A 19867-nucleotide genomic window follows, 5' to 3' on the forward strand; every position below is an offset into this window, starting at 1 on the left:
TTAAATAGTGTGTCTTAAGCCTGCGCTTCGGACGGTTGCGTAGCAGCCGACTTCTTGGCTTCTTCGCGCTGCACTTCCTTCATCATCGGCGACGGGCCGGTTTCGGCCTTCTTCATCTTGACGATCAGGTGACGCAGAACCGCGTCATTGAACTTGAATGCGTGTTCCAGCTCGTCGAGCGTGGTTTGGTCGCATTCGATGTTCATGCAGACGTAGTGAGCCTTCGCGAGTTTCTCGATCATGTAGGCCAGTTGGCGACGGCCCCAGTCTTCGATACGGTGGATCTGGCCACCGTGCGAGGTGATCGTGCTCTTGTAACGCTCGATCATGGCGGGCACTTGCTCGCTCTGATCGGGGTGCACAATAAAGACGATTTCATAATGACGCATACACACTCCTTGTGGACTTGTGGATTAGAGCCACCCGGGCGTCTGAACCGGTGTGGCAAGTGAGAAGCCAAAGAGTGTAACGCGATTAGGGCCGGGTTGCAAGATATCCCGTTAATCCGGCACGCGAATCGGTTGTGTTTTCAAGGGTTTAGGACGAAGAGGATAAACGGGGACAAACGGCCGCCGCGCGTGCGCGCCCGGAAAAATCCCCCCGGATCGCGCACGCTGAGCCCGCTCAGCCCCCCTCAGTCTGCTCGCTGCCGCCCGCCAGACGGGCTTTCAGCGCCGTTTCGAGCCCGCGGAGCGCGTCCGGCGCGGCGTCGGTGACGGCCCACCAGGTCATCCCCTGTGCGTTCCAGTGCGCAAGCGAGTAACCCTCGCGGGTCTGCGCCATCGAAAGCCCGGCGGCGGCTTCTCGTCCAGCATCGGCGGAGCGCGCTTCCGGAAACACGTAGACGTCGATGATGTGCTTCTGATAGCGGTAGACCAGCACCGCCACCCGCTGATGCGCGATGTAATCCAGGCGGCCGCCTTCAAGCGGAAAACCGTTCGCCGCGAGGTCCTCGACCGGCGGCGAATAGTCGATCCGGCCGTTGAACCACGGCTTCACCGTGTGCCGATCAGTCGAAATGACGTCGATGTCGTGGCCGGACATTTGCGCCCGCACATGGCTTTCGACCAGTTCATCGGAAAACCCGCCGCCTTGCACGGGACGATGCTGGTTCATTGTCACGCCCACCGCCACCGCACCTAGCGCGACCACCAGCGCGACGAGCCAGCCCTGCCCGATCGTTGCGCCTGAGCCTGAGCCTACGCCCGGCCGCCCCATCGCGCCTTGCGGACGCAGCCAGCCATTCAGCCAGTTACCCAGCCAGTTTCGCTTCGGCCTCGGCTGTGCAGCGGCCCGCGGAGCTTCTACAGGCTCGTCGACGACGGTGTCGCCCGCCGGGAGGGCAGCAAGAATCCGCGCCCGCAGGGCATCCGGTGCCCGGTAATAAGGCTGTGCGCGCAGCGAGGCGCTCAACGTATGCAGATTTTCGCTTTCGCGCTGGCAGGCGTCGCAGCTCTCGATATGCTGCTGGACACGCTGGGCATCCGGCGCGGGCAATTCGTGGTCGGCGTTCGCATCGAGGAGCGGCCGCGCTTCGTTACAGTCCATCTGGCGTCTCCTGAGTTAAGCCGGCAGCGCTCGCGCCGGGGTTGTTGGATGAACGGCCGTTGGAAGCCGCCCGGAGTGGCGTGACAGAAGCCGTGGGTGCCGCGCAGGCACCCGGCGCCGTGGCTCGCGGCGGACTTCCACCGCCCTGCTTCGCCATCAGCAGCGCGGCCAGCTTGCGCCTGCCCCGTGCGAGCCGCGACATCACCGTGCCGATCGGCACATCGGCGACCATCGCGATCTCGCGATAACCCATTTCTTCGAGCTCCCGCAGGATCAGCACCTCCCGATACTCGACCGGCAACTGCGCCAGCGCCTCGTGCACGAGCTTCGTGTCTTCATCGCGGATCAGGAGCGTCTGCGGATCGGCGCCGCCCGCGCTCCAGCCTTCGAAGGTCGCCTCGTCCATGGTGTCGTCGAACTCGACCACCTCGTGCGACGACGCGCGCCGCCGCCATTCCGTGTACCAGGTGCGGCGCACGATCGCCAGCAGCCACGGCCGCGCGGAGTCACCACGGAACGTGTCGAAGAAACGAAACGCGCGCATGAATGCTTCCTGCACGACGTCGTCGGCATCGTTGGCGTTGCCGCACAGCCAGCGCGCAAGGTTGTACGCGGCGTCGAGATGCGGGAGCGCCAGTTCCTGAAAACGGCGGTTCCTCGCTGCATCGGCGTCGTGCGCGCGGGCGGCATTTGAATCGGGTTGACCCACCTCGGCCCTCCGGGGCATTGCGGCTAAGCTGTTGACTCGTCATCCAACATGACCGGCTGCATACCGAGTTTATTCCCGCCTTCGCGTGAAATCCGCGAAAAATTACTTTAACCCCGTACTCAGTAAGTCGGACGACTCCAGTAATCCTCGCTGGCATACACCTCTTTCAGATAGTCGATGAAGTAGCGCACCTTGGCCGGCACGTAACGCTGCTGCGGATAGACCGCCAGAATGTCGTAGTCGGGCAGCGCGAATTCATCCAGCACCGTTTCCAGCTCGCCGCGCACCAGTTGCTGCTGAATTTCCCACGTGGAGCGCCAGCCGAGCCCGAGCCCTTCGGACACCCAGCGATGCAACAGCTCACCGTCGTTGCAGTCGAGCGTGCCGCCCACCCGTACCGTCGCCAGCTTGCCGTTGCGGCGGAAGTACCAGCCGCGGTTCTGCCCGCCTTGCAGGTTGAACGCGAGGCAATTGTGCTGCGGCAGATCTTCGAGCGTTTTCGGCTTGCCGTATTTGCGGAAATATTCCGGTGTGCCGCACACCACGCGCCGGTTCGACGCCAGCTTCACCGCGACGAAATTCGGATCGACCGCACCGCCGATCCGGATCGACAGGTCATACCCCTCGCGCACCAGGTCCACGACCCGGTCGGTCAGGTTGAACGACACCTGCAATTCCGGCTTGTCGGCGAGAAAAGCCGGCGCAAGCGGTGCGACGTGCTTGCGCCCGAAGGCGGCCGGCGCCGACACGATCAGATGGCCGTTCACCGCGCGCCGTCCGGCGCTCAGTTCGTTTTCCGCCTGATCCCATTCGGTGAGCAAGCCGCGGCAGCGCTCGAGAAACGCCGCGCCGTCTTCGCTCACCACGAGGCGCCGCGTCGAGCGGTACATCAGCTTCACGCCGAGGCGCTTTTCCAGCGCGTCAATGCGGCGCCCGAGAATCACCGGCGACACCCCCTCTTCCAGCGCGGCCGCCGCGAGACTGCCCGCGTCGGCGACCCGCACGAAAGTTTCGATTTGTTTGAAGCGGTCCATTTTTGTCTCCTGTCGACCGGAGTTGGCGCTTTAGCACTTACTCCAGCCCCATAGCGCGCTACTCGGGTCCCATGCAAGCGGGTTGCAACCGCTTTGCGCGCCGCCCCTGCCCCGAGGCTAACGCATTCCATACTTTTTGTTTCGAAATAAGCGACCTCGACTGATCTTATCAAACCTTTAGGTGAAGCCTACAGTTCGATCAACACCTTGTGGTTTGCACATCCGTGAGCGAGTTCGTTACCCCACTTATTCGCCAACCCCAGACATTCAGGAGACATTCATGGCCAAAATGAGAGCCGTCGACGCAGCCGTGCTGGTGCTCGAAAAAGAAGGCATCAACACCGCATTCGGCGTTCCGGGCGCTGCAATCAACCCGTTCTACTCGGCCATGCGCAAGGCAGGCAGCATCAGCCACGTGCTGGCGCGTCACGTCGAAGGTGCGTCGCACATGGCCGAAGGCTATACGCGCGCCCAGCCGGGCAATATCGGCGTGTGTATCGGCACCTCGGGCCCTGCCGGCACCGACATGATCACCGGTTTGTACTCGGCTCAGGCTGACTCGATTCCTATTCTGGCTATCACGGGCCAGGCGCCGCGTGCGCGTCTGTACAAGGAAGACTTCCAGGCCGTCGATATCGAATCGATCGCCAAGCCGGTCACCAAGTGGGCCGTCACCGTGCGCGAACCGGCGCTGGTGCCGCGCGTGTTCCAGCAGGCCTTTCACCTGATGCGCTCGGGCCGTCCGGGTCCGGTGCTGGTCGACTTGCCGATCGACGTGCAACTCGCGGAAATCGAATTCGACATCGACACGTACGAGCCGCTGCCGGTCTACAAGCCGAAAGCGACCCGCAAACAGATCGAAGCCGCGTTGAAGCTTTTGAATGACGCTGAAAAGCCGTTGATCGTCTCGGGTGGCGGCGTGCTGAACGCAGTCGCTGAAGACCTGCTGGTCGAATTCGCCGAAACCGTCGGCGTGCCGGTGATCCCAACGTTGATGTCGTGGGGCGCGATTCCCGACGACCATCCGCTGATGGCCGGCATGGTTGGCTTGCAAACGTCGCACCGCTACGGCAACGCGACGATGCTCGCCTCCGATTTCGTGCTCGGCATCGGCAACCGCTGGGCGAACCGTCACACGGGCAGCGTCGAGGTTTACACCAAGGGCCGTAAGTTCGTGCATGTAGACATCGAGCCGACGCAGATCGGCCGCGTGTTCGGTCCGGACCTCGGTATCGTGTCGGACGCGAAGTTCGCGCTCGAACTGTTCGTTGAAGTAGCGAAGGAATGGAAGGCCGCCGGCAAGCTGAAGGACCGCAGCGCATGGGTCGTCGATTGCCAGCAACGCAAGAAGACGATGCTGCGCAAGACGCACTTCGACAACGTGCCGATGAAGCCGCAGCGCGTGTACGAAGAGATGAACCAGGTGTTCGGCCGCGATACGTGCTACGTGAGCACGATCGGTTTGTCGCAGATCGCCGGCGCGCAATTCCTGCACGTCTACAAGGCGCGCAACTGGATCAACTGCGGCCAGGCGGGCCCGCTCGGCTGGACGATTCCGGCAGCGCTCGGCGTGCGTGCAGCAGACCCGCAACGTCCGATCGTCGCACTCTCGGGCGACTACGACTTCCAGTTCATGATCGAAGAACTGGCAGCCGGCGCGCAATTCAAGCTGCCGTACGTGCACGTGGTGGTAAACAACTCGTACCTTGGCCTGATCCGCCAGGCACAGCGCGCGTTCGATATGGACTTCTGCGTGCAGCTCGGCTTCGAGAACATCAACTCGCCGGAGACGAACGGCTACGGCGTGGACCACGTTGCGGTTGCCGAAGGCCTGGGTTGCAAGGCGATCCGCGTGTTCAAACCGGAAGAACTTAAGCCGGCCCTGCTGAAAGCGCAATCGATGCTCTCCGAGTTCAACGTGCCGGTGATCGTCGAAGTGATCCTCGAACGTGTGACCAACATTTCGATGGGCACCGAAATCGACGCGATCAACGAGTTCGAAGAACTGGCCGAGAAGCGCGAAGACGCGCCGACGGCAATCAGCATGCTCGACTGAGCTTTCCGACTTTGCAGTAGATGAGCGCGATTCAGCCGCGTAGCAATTCAACGCAACTGAATCGCCTCATGAAGTTATTCCACTGACCGACCAGCGAGACAAAAAGCACCATGCCGAAATTTGCAGCGAATCTCACCATGCTGTTCAACGAAGTCCCGTTCCTCGACCGCTTTACGGCAGCAGCGGACGCGGGCTTCAGCGCCGTCGAATTCCTGTTTCCGTATCCGTATCAGATCGCCGAATTGAGCGAACGTCTGCAGCAGAACCGTTTGAAACTCGTGTTGCACAACCTGCCCGCGGGCAACTGGGAAGCGGGTGAACGCGGCATCGCGTGCCTGCCGGATCGCGTAGGCGAGTTTCAGGAAGGTGTCGGCCGCGCGATCGAATACGCGAGCGCCCTGAAGGTGCCGCAACTGAACTGCCTCGTCGGCATTCCGACTGCGGGCGTCGATGCGGACAAGGCACGTTCGACGATCGTCGACAATCTGCGCTTCGCCGCCGGCGAACTGAAAAAAGCCGGCATCAAGCTGCTGGTCGAGCCGTGCAATTCGTACGACATCCCCGGCTTCGCGCTGAACCGTTCGGGCGAAGGCCTCGACGTGATTCGCGCGGTGGGTTCGGACAATCTGTTCCTGCAATACGACATCTATCACATGCAACGGATGGAAGGCGAACTCGCGGCAACGATCAAAAAGAATCTGCCGCAGATCGCGCACATCCAGCTCGCCGACAACCCGGGCCGCAACGAACCGGGCACCGGCGAAATCAACTACCCGTTCCTGTTCGACCTGCTCGACTCGCTCGGCTACGAAGGCTACGTCGGTTGCGAATACAAACCGCGCACGACCACCGCCGCCGGCCTCGGCTGGGTGCAGAGCGTGGCCGGGCAAACCCGCGGCGCAGCCCACGCCGCTGCCTGATCGAATCATTGATCGACTCATTGATCGGCTTAGGCATATCACCCCAAACAACACTGGAGATTTAGACACATGGCAAAGATCGGTTTCATCGGCCTCGGCATCATGGGCGCGCACATGGCGCGCAACCTCATCAAGGGCGGTCATTCGCTGTTCGTGAATGGCGCTTATCCGGTGCCGGAAGATCTGAGCAAGACGACCACCGTGGTCGCCAATTCGACCGCAGTCGCACAAGCCGCCGACATCGTCATCATCATGGTGCCGGACACGCCTGACGTCGCCAACGTGCTGTTCGCGGACGACGGCGTCGCCGCCGGCCTCACGCAGGGCAAGCTCGTGATCGACATGAGCTCGATCTCGCCGCTCGACACGCAAGCCTTTGCGAAGAAGATCAACGCCCTCGGCGTCGACTACCTGGATGCACCGGTCTCGGGCGGCGAAGTCGGTGCGCGCGAAGCGTCGTTGACGATCATGGTCGGCGGTCCGGAAAAAGCGTTCGCGCTGGCCAAGCCGCTGTTCGAACTGATGGGCAAGAACATCTCGCTGATCGGCGACAACGGCGCGGGTCAAACCTGCAAGGTCGCGAACCAGATCATCGTCGCGCTGAACATCGAAGCGGTTGCTGAAGCGCTGCTGTTCGCGTCGCGCTCGGGCGCCGATCCGGAACGTGTGCGCAAGGCATTGATGGGCGGCTTCGCTTCGTCGCGCATTCTCGAAGTGCATGGCGAGCGTATGACCAAGCGTAAGTTCGATCCGGGCTTCCGCATCGAATTGCACCAGAAGGATCTGAACCTCGCACTCGACGGCGCACGCAAGCTGGGTATCGCCCTGCCGCATACGGCAAGCGCGCAGCAACTGTTCAGCGTATGCGCAGCGAATGGCGGCAAGGCATGGGATCACTCAGCAATGGTGCGCGCGCTCGAAATCATGGCGAACTACGAAGTCGCGCAAGCGCCGGGTAGCGAAGCCAAGGCAGCTTAAGCAACAACAAGGTTGCAGTGACGGTTGCGATTTCAACGTGACCGTCGTGGCGACCGCAGGTGGGGCGCCCGGTTCGTCGTGCGGCATGCATGGCGGAACGGGCAAATCGTGCCGCTCTGGGCTGAGAGCGGCAAGTGGGGTCCGCAGCGGCACCCGGCGGCGCCGGGGAAGCCTTGGTCGGTCAGACGTCGTCGTCGGGTGTCCGGCTGTCGGATTTCAAATTTATGCGTTTTCCGCCAATCTCTCGCAGCGGCTGCATCATGCACGCCGCCTGCCCGCACCTCTCCTTGCAGGTGTGCTCGCAAGTCTGCTTGCATTTGCTTGCAACTCCGCGCCCGCAGCACGACCTTTTTTGACACATCCCTCCACGCTTTTCTCCTACACTCGTTGAGTCTGGTTGCTGGCGTATCAGCGTTCACGTGTGGCTTGCCGATCATTGCAGCACATGTGCTCTGTTTCATTCGGCCGATTCGCAACCAGAGTTCAACCCGTGAGCGGAATGTGCTTGCGCCGGTAACCCCTCTGCAAAGGATTCAGCATGAGTATCTTTGGTGACATCGTAAACAAGCTCTTCGGCAAAGCGAAGCCCGACCAGCCTGCGCCTGCGGTTGAGCCGACACCGGATCCGGCAGCGGCACAAGCTGCCGCACCGGACGCTGCACCGGCACCGCCGCCGCTGACTGACGTCGACGTCGCTGTCGTCATGGACCAGTTCGTGAGTGAGAGCGGGCAAACGTTGAACTGGCGCACGTCGATCGTCGACACGCTGAAAGCGCTCGGCGTCGACAGCAGCCTCGAGCATCGCAAGCAACTCGCACAGGAACTGAAGTACAGCGGCGACACGAACGATTCGGCGAGCATGAACATCTGGCTGCACAAACAGGTGATGCAAGCGCTGGCGGCGAACGGCGGGAAGCTGCCTCCGGATCTGGCGGGCTAACTGCTTGCCGGCGTCGCCTGTTTCCGGCGACAGCGATAAACCTCAAGCTGAAACGACAACGCGGCGCTCGGGTCGATGACCTGGGCGCCGCGTTGTCATTCAAGCTTCATGTGCGGGACACAGTTCTGACTTTGAACCGGGCCGCCCGCGCTCAATCAATCAGTACGTATCGAAAGTCTTCTGCAACGCAACCGGCCCTGTGCCGCCCGCGGCCAATGCCAGCATCAGCAGCACGCGCGCCTTGTACGGATTCAGCGAACCTGCGCTGACGAAACCGAGTGCATCGTCGGCGGCCGCGCCGTTGCGCATCACATGCCCTGAACCCACGCGCGACGCACGCACCACCACGACGCCTTGCGAAGCGGCATCGGCCAGCGCCTGCTGCACCGAAGCGTGAATCGAGCCGTTACCCGTGCCCGCCACGACGATACCGCGCACACCAGCGGCGACCAATGCGTCCACAGCAATACGCGAGACGCCCGCGTAACTCGCGACGATCTCCACATGCGGCCACTTCGCGCCGATCACGAATTCGGTCGCGAGCGTATGCGGACGCACCGCGCTGCGCTGGAATTCGACGCGACCGTCCTGCACCCAGCCGAGCGCGCCGATATCCGGAGACTGGAAGGCATCGACCGCATACGTGCTCGTCTTGATCACGTCGCGTGCGCTGTGGATCTTGTTGTTGAACGCCACCAGCACGCCCTGCCCGCGCGAACCCACGTGCGCCGCGACCGTCACGGCGTTCAGCAGATTCAGCGGACCATCGGCGGACAGCGCCGACGCCGGGCGCATGGCGGCGGTCAGCACGACCGGCTTATCCGACTTGATCGTCAGATGCAGCAGATAGGCGGTTTCTTCGAGCGTATCGGTGCCATGTGTGACCACCACGCCGTCGACGTCATCGTCGGCGAGCAGCGTGTTGATGCGTTGTGCGAGCGTGGTCCACAGCGACATTTCCATGTCTTTACTGTCGACGCTGGCAATCTGCTCGGGCGCGATGCGCGCCACCGTGGACAAGGCCGGCACCACGGCCAGCAACTGCTCGACGCCGACCACACCGGCCTGATAGCCCGATGTGTTGGTCGCGTCCGCGGCCGCGCCGGCGATCGTGCCGCCGGTCGCCAGCACGGCGATGCGTGGCAGCAGCGGCGTGGCGCCTTCGTCTGAAGGCGTGGTGGAGGAAGAAGTCAAAGTGTTCATGGCGGCGATTGTAAGCGATGCGCCACGCGCCGCCATGCGTGAAAAAACGGATACCCGTTCGTTTCGGAGCTGGATGAGGCCGGCGCGCTCTTTGCGCCACGAGTTTGCGCAGCCCTTACATCAAGGCCAGCCGCAACCCGCATGAAGTTCGCACTGGCGGCGCCATGAATTCACGCGGCGCCGTTCGTGCCCTGCGCCGAACCGTGACGATCCGGCGCATCCCTCAAACCGCTTCGCGCAACTGTGCGGCGATTTCCGCTTCATTCAACTGCGGCGCGAACATTTCGATCAGCCGGTACGCATACGCGCGCAGGAACGCGCCCTTGCGCAAGCCAACCCGCGTCGTGCTCGCTTCGAACAGATGCTGCGTATCCAGCGCGACCAGTTCCGTGTCGCGCTTCGGATCGTAGGCCATCGCGGCAACCACGCCGATACCCATGCCGAGTTCGACGTAAGTCTTGATCACGTCGGCATCGATGGCGGTCAACACGACGTCGGGCAACGCACCCGCTTTCGCGAACGCCTGGTCGATGTGCGAGCGGCCCGTGAAGTCCTGGTCGTACGTGACGATCGGGAATTCGGCAATCTCGTCGAGCGTCAGATTCTCGCGGCCAACCAGCGGATGCCCCTTCGGCACCACCACGACGTGATGCCACGAATAGCACGGGAACGTGACGATATCGGGAAAGCGGTCGAGCGCTTCCGTCGAAATGCCGATGTCCGCTTCGCCGTTGATGATCATCTGCGCAATCTGTTGCGGGCTGCCCTGGCGCAACGCCAGATGCACCTTCGGGAACACCTCGGTAAATTGCCGAATCACCTTCGGCAGCGCGTAACGCGCCTGCGTGTGAGTCGTCGCCACGACGAGGTGGCCGCTGTCCTGATCGGCATACTGACGCGCGACGCGGCGCAGATTCTCCGCATCGAGCAACATCCGCTCGATCAACTGATGCACCGCCTTGCCCGGCTCGGTGAGGCCCGTCAGACGCTTGCCGCGCCGGATGAAAATATCGACGCCGAGTTCGTCTTCCAGATCCTTGATCTGCTTCGATACGCCCGACTGCGACGTGTACAACACGTTCGCCACCTCAGTCAGATTCATGTTCTGACGCACGGCCTCGCGCACAAAGCGCAATTGCTGAAAGTTCATCTGTATGTCTCCGGTTGAGCCAGAGTTGAGTTATTAGAGTTTGATTGAAACGCCGAGTGTTGTTGCGCTGCCTGTGTTGCTGCTCGTGGCGCCGCCTATTGCGCCGGAAATACGCGCAGCGCGCGCGGCACAGCCGTCACGCCGTCGCCGATCGACAGTTGCAGATCGCGCCACGATTCGCGATCGAGTTCAGCCTCGAGCACATTGCCTTCGCGGCCCGCCAGTTCCACACGCACCGAGCCGCCGAGCGTCACCACGCGCCGCACGTCGACCACAATGCCTTCGCGATGGCCGGATGCTTGCGGATACAACTGCAGATCGTGCGGACGTACATAGGCGAACGCCGGTCCGCTGAAACCGGCCGTGATCGCGACCGGCAACGCCGCGCCGTCGACCACGAAGCCGCTCGCATCCACGTTGCCATGCAGACGGTTCGCCGCGCCGAGAAACTCGTAGACGAACGAGGTTTGCGGATGGTCGTACACGTCCTGCGGACTGCCCACCTGCTCCACATGCCCACGATTCAACACGACAATACGGTCTGCCACTTCAAGCGCTTCTTCCTGATCGTGCGTGACAAAGATCGTCGAGATATGCAGATCGTCATGCAAACGACGCAGCCAGCTACGCAATTCCTTGCGCACCTTCGCATCAAGCGCGCCAAACGGCTCGTCGAGCAGCAGGACCTTCGGTTCGACAGCGAGCGCACGCGCCAACGCAATCCGCTGGCGCTGACCACCCGACAATTCCGACGGGTAACGTTGCGCGAGCCAGTCGAGTTGCACGAGCTTCAGCAGTTCATGCACCTTCTCGCGAATCACCGCTTCCGAAGGCCGCTCCTTGCGGGGTTTCACACGCAAGCCGAACGCCACGTTCTCGAACACCGTCATATGACGGAACAGCGCGTAATGCTGGAACACGAAGCCGACTTCACGCTCGCGCGCGCCGACCGTCGCCACGTCCTGGCCTTGCAGCACGACCTGGCCGGCATCCGCGTATTCGAGGCCCGCAATCACACGCAGCAAGGTGGTCTTGCCACAACCCGACGGCCCGAGCAGCGCAACCAGCTCGCCCGGCGGAAAATCGAGCGAAACGTTGTCGAGCGCGACGAAATCGCCGAAGCGCTTTTGCAGGTTACGAACGGTGATACCCATTACAGCTCTCCTTGCTTGAGCGCGTGTTGATGCGGTGCATGCGTTGCATTGACGGATTGTGACGCGGACGGCGGCGTGACCGGCCCTGCATACGCCGGCACATCACGCGCAGCCGACAGTTCCGCCGACATATGGCGCTCGGCGAGCAGCTTCAGGCCGAGCGTTACGAGTGCGAGCAAGGCCAGCACCGACGCCACGGCAAACGCCGCCGAGAAGTTGTATTCGTTATAGAGAATTTCGACGTGCAGCGGCATCGTGTCGGTCTGGCCGCGAATGTGGCCGGACACCACCGACACCGCGCCGAACTCACCCATCGCCCGCGCGTTACACAGGATCACGCCGTACAGCAGACCCCATTTCACGTTCGGCAGCGTGACGCGCCGAAAGATCTGCCAGCCCGATGCGCCGAGTACATGCGCGGCCTCTTCTTCGTCGTTGCCTTGCGCCTGCATCAGCGGAATCAATTCACGCGCGACGAACGGGAATGTGACGAAGATCGTCGCCAGCACGATGCCCGGCACCGCGAAGATGATCTGCACGTTATGGTCCTGCAGCCACGGGCCGAACCAGCCCTGCGCGCCGAACATCAGCACGTAGATCAAACCGGAGATCACCGGCGAAACCGAGAACGGCAGATCGATCAACGTGGTCAGCAATGCCTTGCCACGGAACTCGAACTTGGCGATACACCATGACGCCGCGAGGCCGAACACAAGATTCAGCGGCACAGCGATCGCGGCCGTGATCACGGTGAGCTTGATGGCCGACAACGCATCCGGATCGGCCAGCGATTCCAGATAGAAGCCGATGCCCTTGCTCAAGGCCTGATAGAACACGGCGACGAGCGGCACGACGAGAAACAACGCGAGAAACAGCAACGCGATGCCCGTCAGAATCCAGCGCACGACGGGTGGTTCGGTAACCGGATCGGGCCGGCGTGCGATATTGAGCGGCGCGCGCGGCGCCACGGCAACAGTCGTGGCATCCGCGCTATTCAGGGAGTTGCGGCTCATTGCACACCTCCGCCGACACCGACACCGATCGCCGCCACACTCGCTGCGGCAGGCGCCGGGCCCGCGCCGCCACGTCCCGTCCGGCGCTGCAGATACCACTGCAGCGTATTGATCAACAACAGCATCAGGAACGACACCACCAGCATTACGACCGCAATCGCGGTGGCGCCGGCGTAATCGTATTGTTCGAGCTTGGTAATGATCAGCAGCGACGTGATTTCCGATTTCATCGGCACGTTACCGGCGATGAAAATCACCGAGCCGTATTCGCCGAGCGCCCGCGCGAACGCCAGCGCGAAACCCGTGAGCAAGGCCGGGAACACCGCAGGCAGCACCACGCGCCGAAACGTCAGCCAACGCGACGCGCCGAGGCACGCAGCCGCCTCTTCCTGTTCGCGCTCGAACTCTTCGAGCACCGGCTGCACGGTTCGTACGACGAACGGCAAACCGATAAAGGTCAGCGCGATCAGCACGCCGGCCGGCGTGAAAGCGATCTTGATGCCGAGCGGCTCGAGAAACTGTCCGATCCAGCCGTTGCCCGCATACACCGCCGCAAGCGATATACCGGCCACAGAGGTCGGCAAAGCAAACGGCAGATCGACCACCGCGTCGACGATACGCTTGAACGGGAAGGTATAACGCACCAGCACCCACGCAACCAGAAAGCCAAACACCGCGTTGATCAGCGCGCCACCGAGCGCAGAGAAAAACGTCAGGCGATACGACGCGAGCACGCGCGGCGAGCTCACCGCGCGCACGAACTGAGGCCAGTCGAGCGTCGCGGTCTTGAGAAAGGTCGCCGCAAGTGGAATCAGCACCACGAGGCTCAGATAAGCCACCGTGATGCCGAGTGTCAGGCCAAAACCGGGCAAGGCGCTCGGTTTTCGGAAGGTCAACGTCGTCATGCTCAGTACTCTTTCAGGGTTGAGGCCGGCGGCTCTTTTTTCGGCCGCCTGGCTGGCCAAAAAGCGCGCCTCGCCGGCACGCTTTCTGGCGAAGTGTGACTACGCGTTCAACTGCGGCGTCTAACTGCGCATCTCGTCTGGCTGACTACCCGTTACTGCGGCGAGTAGATCGAATCGAACACGCCGCCGTCGGCAAAGTGGGTCTTCTGCGCGTTCGCCCAGCCGCCGAACGAATCGTCCACCGTGTACAACTTCAGCTTCGGAAATTTCGAGGTCAGCTCGGCCGGCACCTTGTTCGAACGCGGACGGTAGAAGTTCTTCGCCGCGATTTCCTGACCTTCCTCGCTGTACAGGAAGTTCAGATACGCTTCCGCCACTTTGCGCGTGCCGTGCTTGTCGACCACCTTGTCCACCACCGCAACCGGCGGTTCAGCCAGAATGCTCACCGACGGCACCACGATTTCAAACTTGTCCGGACCGAACTCCTTCAGCGACAGGAACGCTTCGTTTTCCCACGCAATCAGCACGTCGCCGATACCGCGTTGCACGAAGCTGGTGGTCGCGCCACGCGCGCCCGAATCCAGCACGCCGGCATTCTTATAGAGCTTGCCGACGAACTCCTTCGCCTTCTGGTCGTTGCCACCCGGCTGATGTTCAGCATAGGCCCACGCGGCCAGGTAGTTCCAGCGCGCGCCACCCGAGGTCTTCGGATTCGGCGTGACGATCGACACACCCGGCTTGATCAGATCGTCCCAATCCTTGATGTGCTTCGGGTTGCCCTTGCGCACCAGAAACACGATCGTCGACGTGTACGGCGAGGCGTTGTCCGGCAAACGCTTTTGCCAGCCCTTGTCGAGCAAACCTTTGTTAGCCAGCGCGTCGATGTCATAGGCAAGCGCCAGCGTCACGACGTCCGCCTGCAAACCGTCCAGCACCGAGCGGGCTTGCGCACCCGAGCCGCCGTGCGACTGCTTGAAGGTGATCGTCTCGCCCGTTTTCGCCTTCCATTCCTTGCCGAATGCCTGGTTGACATCCTGGTACAGCTCGCGGGTCGGGTCGTACGACACGTTCAGCAGCGTCGTGTCGGCTGCATGTGCCTGCGCCGTGACGCCGACCGCGGCGATCGTACCGACTGCGCCGAATGCGAGCGCCGCGATAAGTTTTCTGGTCTTGCCTGCCAGCCCCGTGCCTTGATGGTTCATGCCAACTTTCTCCGCGTTGTGGTCCGCTGAAACAGCGTGTGGTGTTGTTCTACGTCGCGGTCACGTGCACATGAGCGCCAACTCGAAGGGCAGTCTATCGAAGAGCTTTCATCATTAAAAATAATGTTTCTTCATTCTTTAATACGCAAAAGTGGTAATGACGGCCGGATAAGGCGTTGCGGCACGAAAACGGGTGTTGAAGCGTCCATTTACGACGCTGGAACGCCACCCCAGGACACGAACTTAAAGTAAAGCTTGAATTGCGCGGAATACTGTATAAAAATACAGGCACCTGTTCATACATACAGTGGCGCCATGACCAAACTCACCGCACGACAGCAGCAGGTTTTCGATCTGATCCGCCGGGCCATCGAACGCACCGGCTTTCCGCCCACCCGCGCGGAGATCGCCGCCGAGCTGGGTTTCAGCTCGGCCAACTCGGCAGAAGAACATCTGCGCGCCCTCGCCCGCAAGGGCGTGATCGAACTGGCGGCCGGCGCATCGCGTGGTATTCGCCTGCTGGGCGGATCGGAAGATTCGCCGTACCAGTTCACGCTGCCGCACGCCAGCATCATGCAACTGTCGTTGCCGCTGATCGGCCGGGTTGCCGCGGGTAGCCCGATCCTCGCGCAGGAACATATCTCGCAGCACTATGCGTGCGACCCGGCGCTGTTCTCGAGCAAGCCGGACTACCTGCTGAAGGTGCGTGGGCTGTCCATGCGCGACGCGGGCATCTTCGACGGCGACCTGCTCGCGGTGCAGAAGAAAAGCGAAGCTAAAGATGGCCAGATCATCATCGCGCGGCTTGGCGACGATGTGACGGTCAAGCGCCTGAAGCGCCGGCCGAACGGCATCGAGCTGATCGCCGAGAACCCCGATTACGACAACATCTTCGTTGAAACCGGCAGCGCGGAGTTTGCGCTCGAGGGCATCGCCGTCGGGCTGATCCGCCCGGGCGAGTTCTAACTGCCCACGTGTTAGCCAACCCAAAGCTGCCCCAACGTTGAATCGCCTGGAGAGACTCATGGAACGCCTTGCCCGCCTGCTGCCTTTTCGCCAGTTTGGTCGTTTGCGTCATCTGCGCAAGCTGGTGCCGTGTTCGCTGATCGAGGCGTCCTCCGCCAGTACTCCATCGCTGTTTGATGCACCCGTCGGCGTACCGGGCTTGCCGTCCTCGTTGCCGGCTTTTGCTCGCGTGTCGTTGAACTCGGGGCTGAATACGGCTGAACCCGCGCGCCGCGCACCGGTGCGCGTGTATCACGGGCCGTCGCGGCTGATCATGGTCGGCACGGTAGACGCGGTGTGCCGCATGATCGATCGTTGCATCGCAGATGAGGCCAACGTGCACGGCGCGGTGTTCGAGTCATAAACCGCACTGCGCGTGCACCGCATTCCATTGCGGCTTTACTACGCGCGAAACCCGGCGTACGGTCGTTCACCCGCCCGCGCCTTTTCGGATATCGCATCGCCTGGGATCGTTTTTGCGTGGCCGCGGTCCACGTTAGATCACACCTGATGGAGAGTCCCACTCAATGGCAGTTTCAACACGCACGAAACGCAATGCCGCCCGGCCACTGATCGTCACCTTGATTGTGATTGTGGTGATTGCCGCGTTGGGGTTCAGTTACGCGTCGCCTTACATGGCGCTGAATAAGCTCAAACGCGCAGCGGATGCGCGTGATGCGCAAACCGTCAATGAATACGTCGACTTTCCCGCGTTGCGCGAGAGCCTGAAGCAGCAAGTCACCGGCTTGTTGACGCGTCGGCTCGACGTGCAAGGCAACGGCAATCCGTTCGCGGCGATTGGCGCGATGATCGGCGTGGCCTTGATCGGCCCGCTGGTCGACGCTTATGCAACACCCGACGGCGTCGCGGCATTGCTGAACGGCATGCCACCGCGCGGCAACCCGGGCGAGCGCCCTCCTGTTCCGGCTGGCACCGACAATCCGCCGGCCGCAACGGCTCCTGCACAGGAACCAGCGCACCCTGCTACAGGTAACAACGGGAACAGCACCACGCCACCCCAACCGCCGCAAACCACGGCGGGCTATCGCGGCCTTAACGAGTTCGTCGTCAGCTATCAGCATGGCGCTGGTGACGCGCGTTACTCGGCGATTTTGCGGCGCGAAGGTTTGTTCACATGGAAGCTGGCGGCGGTCAATCTGAACGAGTGATCGCCCGGCGCTCGTTATCGACTTGAGCGTATGAGCGAATCACGGTTTGGCCGAAGCGATCGCCGCGAACGCGGCGACCGTTCGGCCACGTGGCTCATTCAACTCATTCAATCCAGTCCACGCGCTTCGCCCCGCCGTGCGTCAGGCCGCCGCCGCTTGCTGCTGCTCCTGCGCGGAAGAGCACGCCACCAGAATGCTGCATGAGACCCGATCGAGCAGCGGGGTATTGCCCGCGCCCATCCACCATCGTGATAGCCCGGTGCGGCAACGATGGCCGACCACCACGAGGTCGACATGCAATTCGTTAGCAAGATTGGCGATCTCGTCGATCGGATGGCCAAACGCAAAATGTCCTTGCGCGGTCACGCCGCGTTCGGTGAGCCAGTCCACCCCTTCCTGCAGGATGTCGCGGGCTGTTTTTTCGAAGCTGCCGCAGGCCACATCAGTCAGCAGGCCCGCGCTTTGCGCAATGCTCGAGCGCATGTCAACCACTGATAGTAGGTGCGTTTCCGCCTTCAGATCCAACGCCAGGTCGGCGCCGCAACGTAACGCTTTGCGGCCTTCGCGCGAGCCGTCGTAGCACAGCAGGATTTTCTGGTAGCTCGCCATGATTTTTCTCCCATCCGCGAGGAACGCGGTCTGAATGAATCATGGTGCGCCGCAATTCAGGTTGCAAGGGATGGAAAACGCTAAGTGCGCCCTAAACCGGTGCGCGCTGGATTTGTGGCGGGTTTGGGCTGGGTTTGAGTCACCCACGAGCCTTTGCCGCAGCGCAAGAAACGCCGTCCGGCGCATCCAGTGACGATCAACACCTCACTACCGATGCCATAGAATGAGCGGCCTTACCGGCCATTTGCGTCTTTTCGCGGAGCCTCGATCGATCCATGTCTGAAGCCGCCATTGAATTCCACCAGGTTAAAAAAAGCTACGGCGAAAAGACGGTCGTCGACGGACTGTCGTTTCATGTCAACGCCGGCGAATGTTTCGGCCTGCTCGGCCCGAACGGCGCAGGCAAGACCACCACGTTGCGCATGCTGCTCGGCATCGCCGCACCGGATGCCGGCACGATCCGCCTGTGCGGCGAGCCGATTCCCGGCCGCGCGCGCGTGGCCCGGGCGCGTGTCGGCGTCGTACCGCAGTTCGACAATCTCGATCCCGATTTCACGGTCCGCGAAAACCTGCTGGTATTCGGCCGCTACTTCGGTCTGAGCGCCGCGCAATGCCGCGAGATGGTGCCGTCGCTGCTCGAGTTCGCGCGTCTCGAAAGCAAGGCGGATGCACGTGTGAGCGAACTGTCGGGCGGCATGAAACGGCGCCTGACGCTGGCTCGCGCGCTCGTCAACGATCCCGACGTGCTGATCATGGACGAGCCGACCACCGGCCTCGATCCACAAGCGCGCCACCTGATCTGGGAACGGCTGCGCTCGCTGCTCGCACGCGGCAAGACCATTCTGCTGACCACGCACTTTATGGAAGAGGCCGAACGGCTGTGCCACCGCCTCTGCGTGATCGAGGAAGGCCGCAAGATCGCCGAAGGCGCGCCGCGTGCATTGATCGCATCGGAGATTGGCTGTGATGTGATCGAAATCTTCGGACCCGATCCGGTTGCGTTGCGCGACGAACTGGCGCCGCTTGTCGAGCGCACCGAGATCAGTGGCGAGACGCTCTTCTGCTATGTGAACGACGCCCAGCCCGTGCATGCCCGGCTCAAGCAGCGCGCCGATCTGCGCTACCTGCATCGCCCGGCGAATCTGGAAGATGTGTTCCTGCGTCTGACCGGGCGCGAGATGCAGGACTGACGCGTATCGACATCGGCTCAGCCCGCAATCCTCTACAGCTATAACGACACGGCAAGAGACACGCAATGGACGCACGCACTTACGAACCGCACGGCGAGACACCGCCGAAGCAGGAAACCTTCGCCGCTTTCCCTGCCAACGCCGTCAACTGGATTGCGGTGTGGCGCCGCAACTATCTGGTCTGGCGAAAGCTCGCAATTGCGTCGATGTTTGGCAATCTTGCTGACCCGATGATCTACCTGTTTGGCCTGGGCTTCGGGCTCGGGCTGATGGTCGGGCATGTCGACGGCGTGTCGTATATCGCGTTTCTCGCTGCCGGCACGGTGGCATCGAGCGTGATGATGTCGGCGAGTTTCGAGTCGATGTACTCGGGGTTTTCGCGCATGCACGTACAGCGCACCTGGGAGGCGATCATGCATACGCCGCTCACGCTCGGCGACATCGTGCTTGGCGAGGTGATCTGGGCGGGGAGCAAGTCGATGCTATCGGGCGCGGCGATCATGCTGGTCGCGGGGGGGCTCGGTTACGCGACTTTTCCGTCGATGTTGCTGGCGTTGCCGGTGATCGTGTTAACAGGGCTCGTGTTCGCGAGTGTCGCGATGGTGGTGACGGCGCTTGCTCCGTCGTATGACTTTTTTATGTTTTATCAGACGTTGGTGTTGACGCCGATGTTGCTGTTGTCTGGGGTGTTCTTTCCTGTTTCACAGTTGCCTGCTGCGGCGCGGGTTGTGACTGAGCTTTTGCCTTTGGCGCATGCTGTCGATCTGATTCGGCCGGCTATGCTTGGGCGGCCTGTTGATGGTGCTGTTTTGCATGTTGCCGTGCTGGTGGCTTATGCGGTGGGTGGGTTTGTTGTTTCGGCGGTTTTGTTTCGGCGCAGGATGATGAAATAAAGATTTAGGCCTGCGGCCGGTTTTTTGCCTGCGCGGCGCTTTTTGTCGGTGTTCTTAGGGCTTTGGCCTTTCCTTGATCTAGTGCCTGCTCGACGCTTTTTGTCCGTGTTCTTATGGCGTTGGCCTTTCCTTGTTTTGCTAGTGGTCTATTAGCGTTGCCCCTGTGCGGGGCGGCACCTACTTCTCTTT

At 61.9% G+C, this 19867-nt stretch carries 21 protein-coding genes; 9 read left to right on the plus strand and 12 right to left on the minus strand.

Going from position 1 to position 19867, the window contains the following annotated elements:
- Positions 1-14: 14 nt before the first annotated feature.
- From rpsF to M0D64_RS41580, 4 genes are all read right to left on the minus strand, one after another.
- A complete protein-coding gene (gene rpsF / locus M0D64_RS41565; RefSeq protein ID WP_006048823.1) occupies positions 15-389 on the minus strand; it encodes a 30S ribosomal protein S6 in 375 nt (124 codons plus the stop codon).
- A gap of 235 nt (positions 390-624) precedes the next feature.
- Positions 625-1548 carry an anti-sigma factor gene (locus M0D64_RS41570; protein WP_266261912.1) on the minus strand — a complete coding sequence of 308 codons (924 nt, stop codon included), beginning with the start codon at positions 1546-1548 and terminating at the stop codon, positions 625-627.
- A complete protein-coding gene (locus M0D64_RS41575; RefSeq protein ID WP_266261913.1) occupies positions 1538-2257 on the minus strand; it encodes an RNA polymerase sigma factor in 720 nt (239 codons plus the stop codon). Before M0D64_RS41575 ends, M0D64_RS41570 begins: the two co-directional genes overlap by 11 nt.
- A 119-nt stretch (positions 2258-2376) precedes the next feature.
- Positions 2377-3291, minus strand: a complete 915-nt coding sequence (locus tag M0D64_RS41580; protein WP_266261914.1) for a LysR family transcriptional regulator — start codon at positions 3289-3291, stop codon at positions 2377-2379.
- A gap of 280 nt (positions 3292-3571) precedes the next feature.
- Here M0D64_RS41580 and gcl point away from each other — a divergent pair, with 280 nt between their 5' ends.
- From gcl to M0D64_RS41600, 4 genes are all read left to right on the plus strand, one after another.
- Positions 3572-5347 carry a glyoxylate carboligase gene (gcl, locus tag M0D64_RS41585; RefSeq protein ID WP_266261915.1) on the plus strand — a complete coding sequence of 592 codons (1776 nt, stop codon included), beginning with the start codon at positions 3572-3574 and terminating at the stop codon, positions 5345-5347.
- 110 nt (positions 5348-5457) lie between these two features.
- Complete coding sequence (gene hyi, locus M0D64_RS41590; RefSeq protein WP_266261916.1) at positions 5458-6267, plus strand: hydroxypyruvate isomerase; 810 nt, start codon at positions 5458-5460, stop codon at positions 6265-6267.
- Positions 6268-6336: 69 nt separating this feature from the next.
- Positions 6337-7245, plus strand: coding sequence for a 2-hydroxy-3-oxopropionate reductase (locus tag M0D64_RS41595; protein WP_054034569.1), 909 nt, complete (start codon positions 6337-6339; stop codon positions 7243-7245).
- A 538-nt stretch (positions 7246-7783) separates the two neighbouring features.
- Complete coding sequence (locus M0D64_RS41600; protein WP_154564822.1) at positions 7784-8185, plus strand: DUF3597 domain-containing protein; 402 nt, start codon at positions 7784-7786, stop codon at positions 8183-8185.
- A gap of 159 nt (positions 8186-8344) precedes the next feature.
- On the opposite strand, the gene M0D64_RS41605 is transcribed toward M0D64_RS41600, so the two are convergent.
- The 6 genes from M0D64_RS41605 to M0D64_RS41630 all read right to left on the minus strand — a co-directional run bounded on the left by M0D64_RS41605 (position 8345) and on the right by M0D64_RS41630 (position 14812).
- The gene (locus M0D64_RS41605) at positions 8345-9388 is read right to left on the minus strand and encodes an asparaginase (RefSeq protein WP_266261917.1); all 1044 of its coding nucleotides are present in this window, start codon (positions 9386-9388) and stop codon (positions 8345-8347) included.
- Positions 9389-9611: 223 nt separating this feature from the next.
- Positions 9612-10538 carry a CysB family HTH-type transcriptional regulator gene (locus M0D64_RS41610; RefSeq protein ID WP_093632609.1) on the minus strand — a complete coding sequence of 309 codons (927 nt, stop codon included), beginning with the start codon at positions 10536-10538 and terminating at the stop codon, positions 9612-9614.
- 95 nt (positions 10539-10633) lie between these two features.
- On the minus strand, positions 10634-11692 hold the full coding sequence (locus M0D64_RS41615; RefSeq protein ID WP_054034571.1) for a sulfate/molybdate ABC transporter ATP-binding protein: 1059 nt from the start codon (positions 11690-11692) through the stop codon (positions 10634-10636).
- Positions 11692-12705 (minus strand): sulfate ABC transporter permease subunit CysW, encoded by a 1014-nt coding sequence (gene cysW / locus M0D64_RS41620; RefSeq protein ID WP_266261918.1) that lies wholly within the window; start codon positions 12703-12705, stop codon positions 11692-11694. Before cysW ends, M0D64_RS41615 begins: the two co-directional genes overlap by 1 nt.
- Positions 12702-13610, minus strand: coding sequence for a sulfate ABC transporter permease subunit CysT (gene cysT, locus M0D64_RS41625; RefSeq protein ID WP_266261919.1), 909 nt, complete (start codon positions 13608-13610; stop codon positions 12702-12704). The genes cysW and cysT overlap by 4 nt, the downstream gene beginning before the upstream one ends.
- A 152-nt stretch (positions 13611-13762) precedes the next feature.
- Entirely contained in the window at positions 13763-14812 is a 1050-nt protein-coding gene (locus tag M0D64_RS41630) for a sulfate ABC transporter substrate-binding protein (RefSeq protein WP_266261920.1), read from the minus strand.
- 315 nt (positions 14813-15127) lie between these two features.
- On the opposite strand from M0D64_RS41630, the gene lexA reads away from it, so the two are divergent.
- From lexA to M0D64_RS41645, 3 genes are all read left to right on the plus strand, one after another.
- Complete coding sequence (gene lexA, locus M0D64_RS41635; protein WP_054034573.1) at positions 15128-15778, plus strand: transcriptional repressor LexA; 651 nt, start codon at positions 15128-15130, stop codon at positions 15776-15778.
- Positions 15779-15836: 58 nt separating this feature from the next.
- A complete protein-coding gene (locus M0D64_RS41640; RefSeq protein WP_154564834.1) occupies positions 15837-16181 on the plus strand; it encodes a hypothetical protein in 345 nt (114 codons plus the stop codon).
- A gap of 163 nt (positions 16182-16344) precedes the next feature.
- A complete protein-coding gene (locus M0D64_RS41645) occupies positions 16345-16986 on the plus strand; it encodes a DUF2939 domain-containing protein (protein ID WP_154564836.1) in 642 nt (213 codons plus the stop codon).
- A gap of 141 nt (positions 16987-17127) precedes the next feature.
- On the opposite strand, the gene M0D64_RS41650 is transcribed toward M0D64_RS41645, so the two are convergent.
- Complete coding sequence (locus tag M0D64_RS41650) at positions 17128-17595, minus strand: universal stress protein (protein WP_054034575.1); 468 nt, start codon at positions 17593-17595, stop codon at positions 17128-17130.
- 275 nt (positions 17596-17870) lie between these two features.
- Here M0D64_RS41650 and nodI point away from each other — a divergent pair, with 275 nt between their 5' ends.
- Both nodI and M0D64_RS41660 read left to right on the plus strand, forming a co-directional pair.
- Positions 17871-18785 carry a nodulation factor ABC transporter ATP-binding protein NodI gene (gene nodI / locus M0D64_RS41655; protein ID WP_266261921.1) on the plus strand — a complete coding sequence of 305 codons (915 nt, stop codon included), beginning with the start codon at positions 17871-17873 and terminating at the stop codon, positions 18783-18785.
- A 65-nt stretch (positions 18786-18850) separates the two neighbouring features.
- Positions 18851-19678: an ABC transporter permease gene (locus M0D64_RS41660; RefSeq protein WP_266261922.1), complete on the plus strand. Its 828-nt coding sequence runs from the start codon at positions 18851-18853 to the stop codon at positions 19676-19678.
- Between the two features lie 4 nt (positions 19679-19682).
- On the opposite strand, the gene M0D64_RS41665 is transcribed toward M0D64_RS41660, so the two are convergent.
- Positions 19683-19867: hypothetical protein (locus tag M0D64_RS41665; RefSeq protein ID WP_266261923.1), on the minus strand; the 185-nt coding region annotated here is incomplete at its 5' end.

It is taken from the genome of Paraburkholderia sp. WS6, assembly GCF_030464835.1.
GTDB lineage: Bacteria > Pseudomonadota > Gammaproteobacteria > Burkholderiales > Burkholderiaceae > Paraburkholderia > Paraburkholderia madseniana.